Annotated in this window: 12 protein-coding genes; 10 read left to right on the top strand and 2 right to left on the bottom strand. The window is 37.0% G+C overall.

All coding sequences use genetic code 11. The features are described 5' to 3' along the window. Positions 1-51: 51 nt before the first annotated feature. Positions 52-936 carry an AraC family transcriptional regulator gene (locus VB248_RS10870; RefSeq protein WP_323296803.1) on the bottom strand — a complete coding sequence of 295 codons (885 nt, stop codon included), beginning with the start codon at positions 934-936 and terminating at the stop codon, positions 52-54. Positions 937-1,048: 112 nt separating this feature from the next. On the opposite strand from VB248_RS10870, the gene VB248_RS10865 reads away from it, so the two are divergent. The 10 genes from VB248_RS10865 to VB248_RS10820 all read left to right on the top strand — a co-directional run bounded on the left by VB248_RS10865 (position 1,049) and on the right by VB248_RS10820 (position 15,152). Next, a complete protein-coding gene (locus tag VB248_RS10865; RefSeq protein ID WP_323296802.1) occupies positions 1,049-2,389 on the top strand; it encodes a sugar porter family MFS transporter in 1,341 nt (446 codons plus the stop codon). Between the two features lie 188 nt (positions 2,390-2,577). Then, complete coding sequence (locus VB248_RS10860; RefSeq protein WP_323296801.1) at positions 2,578-5,364, top strand: DUF1553 domain-containing protein; 2,787 nt, start codon at positions 2,578-2,580, stop codon at positions 5,362-5,364. Between the two features lie 91 nt (positions 5,365-5,455). After that, complete coding sequence (locus tag VB248_RS10855) at positions 5,456-6,931, top strand: DUF1501 domain-containing protein (protein ID WP_323296800.1); 1,476 nt, start codon at positions 5,456-5,458, stop codon at positions 6,929-6,931. 73 nt (positions 6,932-7,004) lie between these two features. Beyond that, positions 7,005-8,327 (top strand): alpha-L-fucosidase, encoded by a 1,323-nt coding sequence (locus VB248_RS10850; RefSeq protein WP_323296799.1) that lies wholly within the window; start codon positions 7,005-7,007, stop codon positions 8,325-8,327. A 1-nt stretch (position 8,328) separates the two neighbouring features. After that, positions 8,329-8,697, top strand: a complete 369-nt coding sequence (locus VB248_RS10845) for a glyoxalase superfamily protein (protein WP_323296798.1) — start codon at positions 8,329-8,331, stop codon at positions 8,695-8,697. A 3-nt stretch (positions 8,698-8,700) separates the two neighbouring features. Next, positions 8,701-9,774 (top strand): twin-arginine translocation signal domain-containing protein, encoded by a 1,074-nt coding sequence (locus VB248_RS10840; RefSeq protein WP_323296797.1) that lies wholly within the window; start codon positions 8,701-8,703, stop codon positions 9,772-9,774. Between the two features lie 562 nt (positions 9,775-10,336). After that, positions 10,337-11,410: a hypothetical protein gene (locus tag VB248_RS10835; RefSeq protein ID WP_323296796.1), complete on the top strand. Its 1,074-nt coding sequence runs from the start codon at positions 10,337-10,339 to the stop codon at positions 11,408-11,410. Positions 11,411-11,492: 82 nt separating this feature from the next. Next, a complete protein-coding gene (locus VB248_RS10830) occupies positions 11,493-12,176 on the top strand; it encodes a hypothetical protein (RefSeq protein ID WP_323296795.1) in 684 nt (227 codons plus the stop codon). Between the two features lie 75 nt (positions 12,177-12,251). Further along, positions 12,252-13,709, top strand: a complete 1,458-nt coding sequence (locus tag VB248_RS10825; RefSeq protein WP_323296794.1) for a DUF2231 domain-containing protein — start codon at positions 12,252-12,254, stop codon at positions 13,707-13,709. Between the two features lie 156 nt (positions 13,710-13,865). Then, complete coding sequence (locus VB248_RS10820; protein WP_323296793.1) at positions 13,866-15,152, top strand: DUF2851 family protein; 1,287 nt, start codon at positions 13,866-13,868, stop codon at positions 15,150-15,152. On the opposite strand, the gene upp is transcribed toward VB248_RS10820, so the two are convergent. Further along, a complete protein-coding gene (upp, locus tag VB248_RS10815) occupies positions 15,147-15,791 on the bottom strand; it encodes a uracil phosphoribosyltransferase (RefSeq protein ID WP_323296792.1) in 645 nt (214 codons plus the stop codon). The two genes, VB248_RS10820 and upp, sit on opposite strands and share 6 nt — an antisense overlap. Positions 15,792-15,904: the final 113 nt, after the last annotated feature.

Genomic DNA, 15,904 nt, shown 5'->3' with positions numbered 1-15,904 from the left:
TTTGGCTTTCAGCCAACAGACTATTGCCTACAGCCTAAAGCAGCATAAAAATTAATGTTTCCCCATTTTTCTAAAATCTCTTGGCGAAATTCCCATAACGGTAGTGAATACTCTACTGAAATGATAAGGGTCGTTATAACCAATTTGATAAGCAATTTCTTTTACTCTCAATTTGCTATATTCTAATAAACGACAAGCCTGCTGAATCTTGAGAAAAGTGAAAAAGTTGATAGGAGAGCTTTGCACTTTTTGGCGAAAAACTGCTGAAAAGTGTGAAGCTGACATTCCTGCAACTTCCGCTAATTGTTCTAAAGTAAGTGTTTCAGTAAGATGTGCTTTCATATAAGAAATCACAATACTGATGGGGTCTGCGTCGGATGATTGCTGTGGATTGGGATTGAAAACAGAAGCCTTGAAAGTAGTGAGAAAGTGCGAAAAACTGGTGTTTGCATAAACAATATTATCGTCGTTGAAAGACATCTCGATGTGTGAAATAATGTCATCAAACATTACTATTCGTTCGCTGTTGGGGGGCATCATAATCGGGGCATAATTTTCTGAATCATCTATTAAAAAATCAAGATAATGTGATGAACGAGAACCCGTAAAATGCACCCAGTAAATCGACCAAGGATTACTTAGGTTTGCCCCGTAACGGTGGGCAATATTGGCAGGTAAAATAAAAAAATGGTCAGGTTTTACAAGGTGTTTTTGTTGATTGATTTCAAACCAACCTTCGCCCTGCACACAGTAAATCAATATATGTTGCTGACAACCATATCTTCTTTCTCGTGCATGAAAACCCGCTTTTGGATAATAACCAATATCCGTAATGTGCAAGGCTTCAACTAATGGATGCTTGGCAATTCGGGTTAATAATTCATTAGGCATAATATAAGTTCGTTGCCCGACAAAGCCTTCTTGTTTCTCTATCATGGTTCAATACGTTTAGTAATATTATCTATGTTTTTCATCAAAACAGTCATGTAAAATTAACATAACGACTGGTAATTTTGCAATAAAATATTAGTATATTCAAATAATACTTATGGAAAAAGCTACGAACAATACTCGCTATACATTTTTGATTTCTTTTATTTCTGCTTTAGGCGGTTACCTTTTCGGCTTTGATTTTGCCGTAATTTCGGGAGCTTTACCATTTTTAAGAGAAGTATTCGCTCTGAATGCTTGGTGGGAAGGATTTTTAACAGGTTCATTAGCATTAGGTTGTATGTTGGGCTGCATGTTGGCTGGCAAAATTGCCGACAAGCATGGCAGACGACCAGCCTTAATGATTTCAGCCTTAGTTTTTGCTTTATCTTCTTTGGGAATGGCGTTTTCCAGTAATTTATCCATCTTTATTGTTATGCGATTTATCGCAGGTATCGGCGTTGGCATGGCTTCAATGCTTAGTCCGATGTACATTGCAGAAGTATCGCCTGCTGAAATTAGAGGAAGAAATGTCTCTATCAATCAACTCACAATCGTTATCGGAATATTGATTACCAATTTGGTCAATTACAAACTTTCTTTAATTGGTACAGAAGCTTGGCGATGGATGTTTGGCTTGGGGGTTATTCCTTCGCTTACTTTTTTTGTCGGTGTATTTTGGTTGCCCGAAAGTCCTCGTTGGTTGATTCAACATGGAAAAGTAGTATTAGGAGAAGCCATTCTAACTAAAATTGGAGGCAATGATTTCGCTCAAAAAACAATTCATGACGTAGAAAAATCTTTAGAAAATGTTCAGCAAGAATCTTTTAAATTACTGTTAAAAGCAGATTATCGCCCTGCTGTTTTGGTAGGTATTGGCTTGGCAGTTTTTCAACAATTATGCGGTATCAATGTAGTTTTTAATTATACTTCAACCATTTTTGAAACCGTAGGAGCAAACCTTGATAGACAACTTTTTGAAACCGTGGCGATTGGAGCAATCAATTTAATTTTTACCATTTTCGCCATGAATAAAGTAGATAAATTAGGTCGAAAACCATTGATGTTAGTGGGTTCGTTGGGGCTTTCGGTTTTGTACATTATCATTGCTTTACTCTTGAAAAATCATGCCGACCCACGAGTACTTTCGCTTTTTGTGTTGATGGCAATTAGTACTTATGCTTGTTCTTTAGCTCCTGTTACTTGGGTGTTGATTTCTGAAATTTTTCCGAATAAAATCAGAGGAAAAGCTTCTTCCATTGCCATTTTAGCTTTGTGGGCAGCCTATTTTGTCTTGGTATTTACTTTCCCAATTTTGGCAGAAAAACTGGGTACTTTTGGCCCATTCTGGATGTACGCTGTGGTGTGTTTTGCAGGTTTTTGGTTTATTAAATTGAAAGTAAAAGAAACCAAAGGAAAGACTTTAGAGGAATTGGAAGATGTGTTTTTGGGACATTAGGCAAGAGTTGTGAATTGTGAGTGTAGAATGCTGAGTAAAGAAATGTCCTTGCCTAAAGTATTAGTCTATCGCTTTTTCATTACACTTACAGACAGCATTTTAAAGATTTATGTACTATTTAGAGGAGTATTAATTGTATTACTTTTAATCACTAAATCACTCATTCAATCAATTACTCAATAGATTTTATGAATACGAATAAATTACTCTTCATCAGTAGTATTATCATTATCGGAGGATATTCTGTGTATTCATTTTTGGGAGAAGGCAACAAAGTAAATTACAGCACAGAAGTAAAACCGATTCTGAACAAACATTGCATCGCTTGTCACGGTGGCGTGAAAAAGCAGGGTGGATTTAGTTTGTTGTTTCGTGAGGAGGCTTTGGGCAAAACCGAGTCTGGAAAGCCAGCCATTATTCCGGGCGATGCCAAACATTCTGAATTTATCATTCGCCTGACGCATAAAGACCCAGAGGAAAGAATGCCTTTGAAAAAAGAACCTTTGAAGAAAGAGGAAATCGAAATATTGACAAAATGGGTGAATGAAGGAGCAAATTGGGGCGAACATTGGGCTTTTGTAAAACCAGAAATGCCAAAAGTACCCAACAAAGGCTTTTTTGCAGGTTTGTTGAGTTGGTTTTCGAGTAAATGGGAGAAAAATGACATTGATTATTTCGTAAAAAATAAATTGGATGAAGAAGGGCTGAGTCCTTCAAAACAAGCAGAAAAGTCGATTTTGTTGAGAAGAGTATGTTTAGATTTGACGGGTTTGCCACCTACCGAAAAACAAATACAAGATTTTTTAAAAGATGATGCCGACAACGCCTACGAAAAAGTAGTCGATTCTTTACTGGCTTCTCCGCAGTACGGCGAACGTTGGGCAGGAATGTGGCTCGACATGGCAAGGTATTCGGATACCAAAGGTTATGAAAAAGACGAAGGCAGAAATATTTGGCAGTACCGTGATTATGTGATTAAAGCTTTCAACAAAGATTTGCCTTATAATCAATTCATTAAAGAACAATTGGCAGGCGATTTATTGAAAAACCCTACGGAAGAACAGTACATCGCTACGGCTTTTCATCGGAATACAGTTAATAATGATGAGGGCGGAACGGATGATGAAGAGTTTAGAAACGCCACTATGGTGGACAGAGTAAACACAACTTGGGAGGTTTTTCAATCGACCACTTTTGCTTGCGTGCAATGTCATTCGCATCCTTACGACCCCATTCGGCATGAAGATTATTATAAATCAATGGCGTTTTTCTATAATACTCGTGACGAAGACATTCCTGACGATTCGCCGTATCTCCGACAATTCACGAAGCCCGAAGACAAAGCGAAATTGACAGATTTACAACATTGGATAAAAAATAATGTTGGTTCAGCCAAAGAGCAAGAAATTAGTCATTATTTGACATTTTTAGAACCAAAAATTCATCCGCATTCAGGCGACCAATTTATCAATGGTGCATTGGCGGACACCAAGTACTTGGGAATTAGAAATGGCGGTTCGGTCCGTTTTAAATCCTTGCCTTTGACGGGTAAACGTCAATTGTTGGTGGCTTATGGAAACAAAACTGGAAGTCCAACTTTGATGGAAATTCGTTTGGGTTCTTTAACAGGTAAAGTACTCACAACCATAAAATTAGACACCACCCGAAAAGGCGGTTGGACGAATTCTTGGGATTATCAATTATACGATTTGCCAAAAATGGACGGTCGCCAAGATTGGTATTTAACTTTTAAAAATGCTAAAGTAAAACCCGACCAAAGTACTTGTATCATCGGAAGTTTTACTTTGTTACCCGAATTTCCGGGCAGGGGAAGAGCGGATTATGCCGAAAAGAAAAAGGAATTTTTAGCATTGGTCAGTGCCAATACCGAAAATACCCCTGTAATGCTTGATTCACCGAAAGAGTATGCTCGACAGACACACGTTTGGGAGCGAGGTAATTGGTTAGCCAAAACGAAAGTTGTTCAACCAGATATTCCTGCTTCTTTGGGAAAATTACCCCAAAATGCACCCAAAAATCGCTTGGGTTTGGCATTATGGTTGGGAAGTAAGGAAAATCCATTAACAGCCCGAGTAGCCGTTAATCGTTTTTGGGAACAAGTTTTTGGGACAGGTTTGGTAGAAACCTTAGAGGATTTTGGCACACAAGGTTTTACACCAACCAACGCAGCTTTATTAGATTTTTTAGCGGTAAAATTCATGGATGAGTATCAATGGAAACCTAAAAAATTATTGAAAGAAATCGTGATGTCGGCTACTTATCAGCAAGATTCAAAAGCGAATCAAGATTTGTTAGCAAAAGACCCGATGAATCGTTTGTTGGCTCGTGGGCCAAGAGTACGCTTGTCGGCAGAACAAATCCGTGACCAAGCTTTGTTGGTGAGTGGTTTATTAAGCAAAAAAATGTATGGAAAAAGTGTAATGCCTTATCAGCCAGAGGGAATTTGGAACACGCCTTACAGCAGTATGGCTTGGAAAACCAGCGAAAATGAAGACCAACATCGAAGAGCTTTATACACTTATTGGCGACGCTCAACGCCTTATCCTTCGATGATTACTTTCGATGGGGCGAATCGTGATATTTGTTTGGCAAGAAGAATCCGAACCAATACACCTTTGCAAGCACTTGTTACGTTGAATGACCCTGTGTATCTGGAATGTGCCAAACATCTGGCAAAAAAAATGGATAAAGTAGGAGGGACGCTCGACGAACAGATTAGCAGTACTTATCAATTTACGATGTGTAAAACGATTTCTGAAAAGAAATTGGCGGTTTTGAAAAGGCTTTATTCCACTACTTTTCAAACATATCAGAAAAATAGAGCGGAGGCTGAAAAACTACTTAACATTTGTCCAGACGATAATATCAAACCAAAAAATATTCCAGATTTGGCGGCTAAAACATTGGTAGCAAGTACTTTATTGAATTTGGATGAATTTATTATGAAAGAATGATTTTGATTTGGGATTTGTGATTTCGGGTTTCGGATGAAAAAATATTTGAATCATTTTTGAACCCTAAAAGCTTTTATTCACTGAATAAACTATGAAAAATTTACAACAGGAACTTCTTTTTGAAAAGCTTCGCTACGAAACTCGTCGGCATTTTCTCAAGCAGTGTACTACTGGTTTGGGCATGATGGCGATGGGTTCTTTGCTACAAAGTTGTGGAAGTACGCAGCAAAATACTTCGGTTTCTAATCCATTATCGCCCAAAATGCCTCATTTTGCTGGCAAAGCCAAATCTGTCATTTACTTGCACATGGCGGGTGCTCCTTCGCAATTAGAATTATTTGATTATAAGCCCGACTTGATGAAATTGGACGGACAAAGCTGTCCGCCTTCATTTCTGGAAGGGAAAAAATTTGCCTTTATCCGTGGTGTTCCGCAAATGATGGGGCCGCAAGCCCAATTTCAACAAGTAGGAAAAAGCGGTGCTTGGATGTCGGATAAAATGCCTCATTTACAAAGCGTGGCAGACGATATTTCTTTTATCAAAGCCATGTACACCGACCAGTTTAATCATGCTCCTGCTCAGTTGTTACTTCACACAGGTTCAGCTCGTTTGGGACGACCCAGTACAGGTACTTGGGCAACTTATGGCTTGGGTTCAGAAAACCAAAATTTGCCGGGATATATGGTACTTACTTCGGGCGGAAAAAATCCAGATGGCGGAAAAGCCTTGTGGGGAAGTGGTTTTTTGCCTTCGGTGTATCAAGGTGTTCAATGTAGAAACCAAGGCGAACCCGTTTTGTACATTTCTGACCCAACAGGGATTAATCGTGATATACGCAAAAGTACGATTGATGCTATCACAGAAATCAATAAAGAATCTTACGAAGAATTTCACGACCCCGAAACCTTAGCTCGTATTTCGCAATACGAAATGGCTTTCAGAATGCAAACTACCGTGCCAGAAGTAATGGATATTACCAAAGAACCAGCTTATATTCACGAAATGTACGGCACGCAATTAGGAAAAGAATCCTTTGCCAATAACTGTCTGTTAGCCAGAAAATTAGTAGAACAAGGAGTACGTTTTGTACAGCTTTTTGACTGGGGTTGGGATTCGCACGGCGGTGGTTCAGAAGATACAGATGTAGCGAATGGATTAACGAAAAAGTGTTCGACCGTTGACAAAGCTATTACGGCATTAATTCAAGATTTAAAACAAAGAGGTTTATTAGACGAAACACTCATTGTTTGGGGAGCAGAATTTGGCAGAACGCCAATGGCAGAAAACCGTGAAGGAAAAGCCGCAGCCTTCAAGGGAAGAGACCATCACACCGAAGCTTTTACAGTTTGGATGGCAGGCGGAGGTATCAAAGGCGGTTACTCGCATGGCGAAACCGACCCTGTGGGCTATGTCGGTATCAAAGACCGTACTTCTGTGTTTGATTTACAAGCGACCATTATGCACTGTTTGGGTTTCAACCACGAAGAATTTACTTATCCATTTCAAGGAAGGAATTTTAGACTGACCGATACCAGCGGAAAAGTAATTCAATCGGTGCTATCCTGATTAAACAGGACAGTCTGAGTGAGTATAAATGAAGGTGAAAACCTTTTTTTGAAAACAAACAATACAAATTATTATGAGAAAAATACAAGTTGCTTTTTTGGTTTTACTGGCAAGTATGTCCACTTTAGCTCAGACTGGTTATACGCCAAGTCCTGAAAATATCAAAGCTCGTGAAGAATTTCAAAAAGCCCGTTTTGGAATGTTTATTCACTGGGGCGTTTCGAGTATTCTGGGTGATGGCGAATGGGTAATGCAGATAAAAAATATTCCTGTGAAGGATTATAAGCGATTACAGAAAACCTTCAATCCTGTTGATTTCAATGCTAAAACTTGGGTGGACATCGCCAAAGGTGCAGGCATGAAGTACATTACTTTAATTACTCGTCACCATGATAGTTTCAGCAATTTCGCTACGAAGCAGTCGGACTGGAACATTATGAACACGCCATTCAAAAGAGATATTGTAAAAGAATTGGCGGACGAATGCCACAAACAAGGCATCAAAATTTGTTTTTATTACTCATTATTAGACTGGTATCGTGACGATTATCCTTATGAAACAGGAAAAACAGGTAAAGGAACGGGACGCACGAAAAAAAGCGATTATGCCAGTTACTTAAATTTTATGAAAAACCAATTGACAGAATTATTGACCAATTACGGCGAAATTTCAGCAATTTGGTTTGATGGACATTGGGACCAATTAGACAACGACCACGACAAAACCTTACAATCTAAAATTGATTGGCATTACGAAGAAATTTATAGTTTGATTCACAAATTGCAACCACAATGTTTAATCGGAAACAATCACCATTTGAGTCCGATTCCGGGAGAAGATTTCCAAATGTTTGAGCGTGATTTGCCGGGCGAAAACAAAGGCGGTTTGAGTGGACAAGAAATTTCTACTTTACCATTAGAAACTTGCGAGACTCTGAACGGTGCTTGGGGCTATAATATCAAAGATGATAATTATAAATCACCAAAACAATTGGTTGATTACTTGGTGCGTGCTGCTGGTTATGGAGCAAACTTTTTATTGAACGTTGGCCCAATGCCCAATGGTGAAATTCAACCTGAATTTGTAGAGCGTTTGGCAAAAGTCGGCGAATGGACAAAAGTTTATGGCGAAACCATTTACGGTACAAAAGGCGGATTTATTCGTCCGCAAGAGTGGGGAGCTATTACTGAAAAAGGCAATAAAATATATGTTCATTTACTGAAATTTCAGGATGATAAATTCATGTTAAAAATCCCACAAGCATTTAAAACGGCAAAATTATTTAAAAATGGAACAGCCATAAAATTCCAAAAATTAGATAATAATTACTTTGTTTTTGACGTAGCGGCTTTGGATAAAAATGAAATTGACAATGTAATTGAGTTAGAGAAATAAGATGAAAATAGAAAAGACAATTCCTTTATTGAGAATTTTTGATGTCGATAAAGCTAAAGAATTTTACATTGATTGGCTGGGTTTCAAAGAAGATTGGTCTCATCAATTTGAAGAAAATATGCCCTATTACATTCAGATTTCAAGAGAGGAATTGACTTTTCATTTGACCGAACACGTTGGAGATTGTTCGCCTGTTGCAAAAGTATTCATCAATTGTAGCGACATAGAAAGTTTTTTTCAAGAATTACAGGCAAAGCCCTACAAGTACTACCGTCCTTCATTGGAAGAAGCTTTTTGGAATGCCCGAATTATCAACTTAATTGACCCTTTTGGAAATAAATTAGTTTTCAACGAATATCACAAATCATAATCCATGAACGAGCATCAATCAAGAAGAAATTTTCTGAAAACCAGTACTTTAGCGATGGGAACTGGTTTGATTGCTAATGCAACATTAGCGAATAAAATTCCAAAGAAAATGGACGAAGTAATCATCGGACATAATTCGCACAAGTACAAAGTAGTGGCTGGCTGGGGCGTTTTGGATGCTGATAAAAACCCCGTAAACGACTGCCACGAAATGGTTGAAGATGCCAAAGGTCGTTTGATTATGTGTACCAACGAAACCAAAAACAATATTTTGATTTATGATAAATCAGGGAAATTGTTAGAAGCTTGGGGAACTACTTATCCCGGTGCACATGGTCTGACGATTTCAAACGAAGGTGGAGAGCAGTTTCTGTTTATTTGTGATAATACTCGTCATCAAGTGATTAAAACAGATTTGAAAGGTCGTGAAGTAATGAAATTGGAGTACCCAAAAGAAACAGGCGTTTATGAATCTCCTTACCGATTTGTTCCAACAGAAACAGCGGTAAATCCAGCCAATGGAGATATTTATGTGGCTGATGGTTACGGTTCACAATACATTACGCAGTACGACAGCAAAGGAAAATACATTCGTCATTTTGGTGGATATTCAAAAGAATATTCAGATGAAAAATTTGATACTTGTCATGGTATTTTAGTAGATACTCGTGATAAAAAGAATCCTACTTTGTTAATCACCGACCGTTCGCATACTTGTATGAAAAGATTTACTTTAGATGGTAAGTTTTTAGCGGTATATCATTTGCCCGGTACTTTTGTTTGTCGCCCAGTATTGCATGGCGATTATATTTTTGCGGCAGCATACAGAAGTTCAGACCAATCTTGGAATAACTCAGGCTATATTCAAGTAATGGATAAAAACATGAAAGTAATATCAACGCCGGGCGGTTCTGAGCCGATTTACAAAGACGGAAAACTACAACGCCAGTACAAAGACGACCCCAACCAAGTATTTATGCACCCACACGATGTTTGGGTTGATTCAGACGAAAATATTTATGTTCCTCAATGGTTTTCTAAAAAAACATATCCGATTAAATTAGAAAGAATCGCCTAAGCGTGATGAGTTTGAAGTGTGGAATGAGGAGTGATTTTAGTGCTGAGTTTTGAGTGCGGAATGAGGAGTGAATTTTTTGGGAGTGTTCACTGAAGGCATGACTCGTAGTCATGCCTTCAGTAAATCAGAGTTTTAGCTCACTAAAACTGTATTGTAGCTCAGATTTTCTGTATTCCAATACAGATTTAACGAGCTGGAATACAGAAAATCTGAGTACCAGCTTCCCAATACAGAGTTAGTACTCAAAAAATCTGAGTTAAAGCTCGCTTAAACTGTATTGAAGCTCAGAAAATCTGAGTACCAGCTCGTCCACACTGAGTTAGTAGTCAATAAATCTGAGTCTTAGCTCGCTTAAACTGAGTTGAAGCTCAGAAAGGCTGTATTAGAACTCACTTTTGTTTGTATTATGGAATTTATGGATATTTCCTTCCAAACAGCAAGGGTCGGGAGACTCGTCAAGGAAATTTTAAGGCAACACTTAGTCCAAAACTTTGAGAATATTTATAAAAATGTGTTGCATTTTTGCAATGTAACATTGCGAGGAATCAGCCAAGTAAACAAAATGAAAAGAATAAAATTAAAAAATGACTATGCAACATTTATTCTTTTAGGAAATGATTGCTATCTAAAAGATGGCTTTTCGTTTGGAATTCTTAAAATAACAGAAATTCAACCTCTAATAGTATTAGAAAACAAATTCCGTTGTGAAAAAGTGGATAGTCATTATATTTATATTGAGGATATTTATAAAGAAGTTAATTATCTTTTTGACACCAAGTCGTATTCATTTATAAATGGAATAGACAATAGATATATGTTGATACGAGACACAAACAGCGTTCTTATACTGCATAATCGAAGTTTTCCTGAAACAATTTGTTATGATTTAACAAAGAAGAAACTTCTTTGGAAAAAAGATTTTTATATTTCATTCTTTAGTTTTGGCGATTTCTTATTTGATATTGATAAAGAATCACTTTCTTGTTACGACCCCACCAATGGTAATTCATGTTGGCAATTCACACTTAATGAAGAAAGAAAATACAATCAAGGAGAGCATAAAGCTTTAGCCAATAATGCAATAGAAAGAATAATCGGTTTATTTGAAAACACTTTATGGGTAGTAACGAACTTAGGGCATCTATTAGGTATTTCTGTTGAAACAGGAGTGAAAGTTTATCATTTAACTACTCCAATCAATATTCCAGCAGAATGGGGTAATTGGGAAATATTTATACAAGCCCAAAGGAGTACGATAGATTATCAGAAGGGTGTAATATTCGGAATTGATAATAATATCTATTGGGAATGTGATTTGAATAATCCTGAGGAAACATATTTATATTATGACATTTTAGCAACTTGTGAAAAACATCAAATTAAGGCTACCTTAGCTGGTTATCTCCCAGTGTGGTACGATGATGAAATATTTTTTGGTCAACAAGAGTGGGCTAAAGATTCTTCATTTGTTGGTATTTTTAACCGAAAGACAAGAGAAATAACATGGACAAGTAGAGAAATTAGTAGTGATTTATTTAAAGGTTTAAATAAAATAGATTTTGCAAATAATAAACTTTACGTTCTTGATAGAGAAGGGACATTAACGATTCTTTCAAAATTTCATCTGGAGGCATAACATTGTGTAAATAAAGCCATCAGTAATTTATGTTGGCACCTCCCGACCAACCACTTATAAAACAACTTTAAACCCTTAAAACATGGATGATTACGAAATAAAAAGAACAATGTATAGTCAAGGAGTTATTCGGAAATGGTTAAAAGAAGAACTCAAAGATTTTTTGAAAGAACATAATTACAAATTTGCTCCAATATATGGAGCTTATGGGCTTGTACAAAAGAATGAAGGAACTGTAAACATATCTTACTTTACTCAAAAATCAAATAATTATTTGAGCTTAAGTAGTCCTATCATAAGTTTCAAGAAAGTACAGGATTTAATGTTCGAAATAACCAACAAAAAAGTATTTTCAGAAGATAGTTCGACACTTTATATATGTACTCAAGAAATAATAGATGCATTAGAAAAGACTCATTTTATTATCAAATCACAAGAAGATGTTAAAATAGCGGCTGAGGTATTTAAGAAGAATTTTGTAGAGTTATATCTTCCAGCATATCAAAAGTACAGCAACCTCGAAAATGTTTTAGCACTTTGGGATAGCCTGCCAACGCTTGAGTGGAAAAATGCTTGGTTTAATGGGCCAGAAAAGTATATTAAAATTATCATTATTTCAAAGCTATGCCATGATCCTCGCTATGCTTCACGATGTGAAGAATATTTAGAATATTATAGAAACTTAATAAAAAATGGTAAAGATTATTACCAAGAATTAAAATGGTGCGAAGAGGTGATAGATTATTTATCAAAAAATGAGATTTAATAGCCTTGGAAATAAAAAAAGCTCAAAGCTCACAGCTCAAAACTCATAGCTAAAAACTTAAAGCTATTCAAAACAATGATTGTATTACAAGCCAATACTCCTTCTGACTGGGTAATGTTTTTTGGGCATTTTCACCCCGTGGTAGTGCATTTACCTATCGGGATGTTGATGATTGCAGCGATTTTAGAATTGATTGCTCGTAAAAAAGAACTCGATTCTTTACAACCTGCCATTGCTCCGATATTACTTGTTGGAACACTCACGGCTATTATTTCTTGCCTTTTTGGTTACTTGCTTTCTTCCTCTGGCGAGTACAACGAAGATACGCTCTTCTGGCATCAATGGATGGGCATTGCCGTAGCCTTTATTTCTTTCCTGTCGTGGTACATGAAAGTCAATTGGCAACAAGACCCAATCATGAAAAAAGCTTATTTGCCATCTTTGTACTTGATGGTATTTTTACTCACAGCCACAGGGCATTTAGGTGGAAATATGACGCACGGTGAAGATTATTTGTATGCAAATACGCCTGAGCCTTTTCGTTCACTTTTCGGTTTGCCTGCTCGTACTAATGGAGGAATTGCCAAAAAGAAGATTGAAAATATCAATGAAGCTTTGGTGTATCAAGATATTGTAGCTCCTGTGATGGAACAAAAGTGTTGGTCTTGCCACAATGCTAATAAAATCAAAGGCGGTTTGCGGATGGACAAACAAGAATTATTAATGAAAGGAGGCGAAAATGGGGCAATCATTAAAGCCAACGACGCTACCAATAGTGAGTTAATAAAGCGTTTACTGTTGCCCGAAGAAGACGAACATCACATGCCACCCAAAGGCAAAACGCCATTGACGGAACAAGAAATTTCGCTTTTGCATTGGTGGATTCAAAACGGAGCGGCTTTTGATAAAAAAGTAGCACAACTAAAACCAGATGAAAAAGTAAAAGCCTTTTTGGCTTCTTTAGAAACAGGCGGAGCTACACAAACGCAAAGTACTGGCGAAAGTATTTCACCTGTTTTCAATGAAAAAGTAGCCGCTGCAAGCGATGTTGATATTCAAAAACTGACAGCCTTAAACGTAATTGTAATGCCCGTAGCCAGCGGACAAAATTTCTTAGAAGCCAACTTTGTGAATGATCGTAGTTTTGATGATGCTCAAATCAATTTGCTAAGTAATTTATCCGAGCAAATCATTTGGTTGAAATTGGGAAGTACAAAAATTACAGATAAATCGCTGACAGAACTTGCCAAACTCAAACACCTCACACGTTTGCATTTAGAACATACCGCTATTACTGATGCTGGTCTTACGCAATTACAAGATTTGAAGTATTTAGAATACCTCAATTTGTTCGATACAAAAATCAGCGATGCTGGCATTCAATCTTTAGCTAAACTAAAGTCATTGAAAAAACTCTATTGTTGGCAAAGTAAAGTAACAAAAGCAGGCGTTGAAGCCTTGAAGAAAGCCCTACCAAATGTGGAAATAGATACAGGTTGGGAAGAAAAAAATCTTGCGGAGGTTAGTAAATAGTGGAGGAGATTTTACTTATAATGGCTTTATGTTTTTTCTATTAGCAGTTGAATTAATTCACTCGCTAATAGAAAAAACAGGATTTTAAATGTAAATACAGTCAAAAAAATCCCTAAACTTTTTATTTTTGTATATCAAACAATATACAAAAACACCATGAGCGAAACTTTCCTACACTTTCTTTGGCAGTTTCAATATTTTGATAAATCTTGTCTGCAAACTACTGATAATGAACTGATTCAAGTATTAAGAATCGGCAGATACAATACTGATGCTGGTGCTGATTTTCAAGATGCTCGTATTCAAATAGGAGAGGTTGAATGGGTTGGAACAGTGGAAATTCACTTAAAATCTTCAGATTGGAATACGCATACCCATCAAACGGATAAAGCCTATCAAAATGTTATTCTTCATGTGGTTTGGGAAGACGACCAGCCAATTCTTCGTAGCGACCAAACGCAAATTCCCACTTTAGTACTTGCCGATAAAACCGATAAATCTTTGCTCGAAAAGTATCAATTATTATTAGAGAGTAAAGAAAAAATGGCTTGCCAAAACCAATTTCAAAAGGTTTCGGATTTGAAAAAGTACGCCATGTTAGACAAGGTTTTGATGAAAAGACTTGAAGATAAATCCTTGTTCGTGCATCAATATTTAACTGAAAACAAGCAAGATTGGGAAGAAACCGCTTATCAAGTTTTGGCAAAAAACTTTGGATTTAAACTCAATGCAGAACCTTTTTTTAGACTTTCCAAAGCCTTGCCACTAAAAGTATTAGCCAAACATCGTGATAATTTATTTCAGTTAGAAGCATTACTTTTTGGCGTAGCAGGTTTTTTATCGTCGACCAATTTTGCTGACGAGTATCATGCTAAATTAGCGAAAGAATTTCAGTTTCTTTCGGCGAAATATCAGCTACAAAATAAAGTACTTGGTGTACAGGAATGGAAGTTTTTACGTTTGCGTCCTGCCAATTTTCCTACCGTTCGTTTGGCACAGTTTGCTCGTATTATTCAAGAAAATATCAATTTGTTTTCCGTGTTGATTCATCTCGACAAAGTTGAATCAGTAACAAAAATCTTGAAAGTAAAGCAATCTGAGTATTGGCAAGCTCATTATGTTTTTGGGAAAAAAGCCACAGGCAAAGTAGCAACTTTGGGCAGTACTTCGATTGAAAATGTAATTATCAATACCATCGTTCCGCTGTTGGTGACTTACGCCAAGCAAAAAGATGATGAAATCTATCTTGAAAAAGCCATTCGTTTTTTAGAAGAACTACCTGCCGAAGTCAATAATATTACAAAACATTGGCAGTATTTTGAAGTACCGATGAAAACCGCCTTCGACTCACAGGCAGGTATCGAGTGGTTCAATCAGTTTTGTCAGTTGAAAAAATGTCTTTCTTGTGAAGTAGGCATCAGTTTATTGCGTGAAAAATTATAGTTTCAAGCCAAAAGCCAAGTCGCCAGCATCGCCCAAACCCGGTACGATGTAATACTTTTCGTTCAAAAATTTATCAACCGTTCCCACAAAAATCTCAGCGTCAGGAATATTTTCTTGTAAATATGCTAAGCCTTCTGGTGCAGTGATTGCCGAAGCAATGATTAATTTATTCGGTTTTCCGTGATTCAATAAAGCTTGATACGATTTCAGCAATGATTTGCCTGTTGCCAGCATTGGGTCAATTAAAATCACCGTTTTATTTGTCAAATCTGGACTGGCGATATAATCCATTTCCACATCAAAACCTTCGTCGGCACGATGTTTCCCACGATATGCACCAATAAAAGCATTTTCGGCTTTGTCAAAAACATTGATAAAGCCTTGATGAAAAGGCAAACTTGCCCTAAGAATTGTCACCAAAACGGGTTGATTACTCAATAATTCTGTTTCCGCTATTGCCAAAGGACTTTGTACTTCGGTCTTTTCATAAACCAGAATTTTAGAAATCTCATAAGCCAGTACTTCGCCCAAACGCTCCATATTTCTTCTGAAACGCATAGCATCTTTTTGAATTTGTACATCCCGTAATTCAGCAATAAAATGATTGGCGATGGAATTATTTGAGCTTAAAATAAACATGGCTTTATGTGTTTGATGGTTTTGAATCAGGATTGAATTTAGTAAGAATCTGATGAAAAACAAGGAAAATGACGATTTCTCCCTTTCTCAACGAGTACTCATACACATTTTTT

It is taken from the genome of Arcicella rigui, from assembly GCF_034929435.1.
Taxonomy (GTDB): domain Bacteria; phylum Bacteroidota; class Bacteroidia; order Cytophagales; family Spirosomataceae; genus Arcicella; species Arcicella rigui.
Note: the sequence above shows the minus strand (reverse complement) of the source record. Positions and strands in the feature narration are given on the sequence as shown.

Excerpts from the sequence above, each read along its gene's own strand:
- VB248_RS10840 (WP_323296797.1), top strand. The coding sequence starts at position 8,701 with ATGAACGAGCATCAATCAAGAAGAAATTTTCTGAAAACCAGTACTTTA.
- upp (WP_323296792.1), bottom strand. The coding sequence starts at position 15,791 with ATGTTTATTTTAAGCTCAAATAATTCCATCGCCAATCATTTTATTGCT.
- VB248_RS10850 (WP_323296799.1), top strand. The coding sequence starts at position 7,005 with ATGAGAAAAATACAAGTTGCTTTTTTGGTTTTACTGGCAAGTATGTCC.
- VB248_RS10825 (WP_323296794.1), top strand. The coding sequence starts at position 12,252 with ATGATTGTATTACAAGCCAATACTCCTTCTGACTGGGTAATGTTTTTT.
- VB248_RS10855 (WP_323296800.1), top strand. The coding sequence starts at position 5,456 with ATGAAAAATTTACAACAGGAACTTCTTTTTGAAAAGCTTCGCTACGAA.
- VB248_RS10865 (WP_323296802.1), top strand. The coding sequence starts at position 1,049 with ATGGAAAAAGCTACGAACAATACTCGCTATACATTTTTGATTTCTTTT.
- VB248_RS10835 (WP_323296796.1), top strand. The coding sequence starts at position 10,337 with ATGAAAAGAATAAAATTAAAAAATGACTATGCAACATTTATTCTTTTA.
- VB248_RS10870 (WP_323296803.1), bottom strand. The coding sequence starts at position 936 with ATGATAGAGAAACAAGAAGGCTTTGTCGGGCAACGAACTTATATTATG.
- VB248_RS10845 (WP_323296798.1), top strand. The coding sequence starts at position 8,329 with ATGAAAATAGAAAAGACAATTCCTTTATTGAGAATTTTTGATGTCGAT.
- VB248_RS10860 (WP_323296801.1), top strand. The coding sequence starts at position 2,578 with ATGAATACGAATAAATTACTCTTCATCAGTAGTATTATCATTATCGGA.
- VB248_RS10830 (WP_323296795.1), top strand. The coding sequence starts at position 11,493 with ATGGATGATTACGAAATAAAAAGAACAATGTATAGTCAAGGAGTTATT.
- VB248_RS10820 (WP_323296793.1), top strand. The coding sequence starts at position 13,866 with ATGAGCGAAACTTTCCTACACTTTCTTTGGCAGTTTCAATATTTTGAT.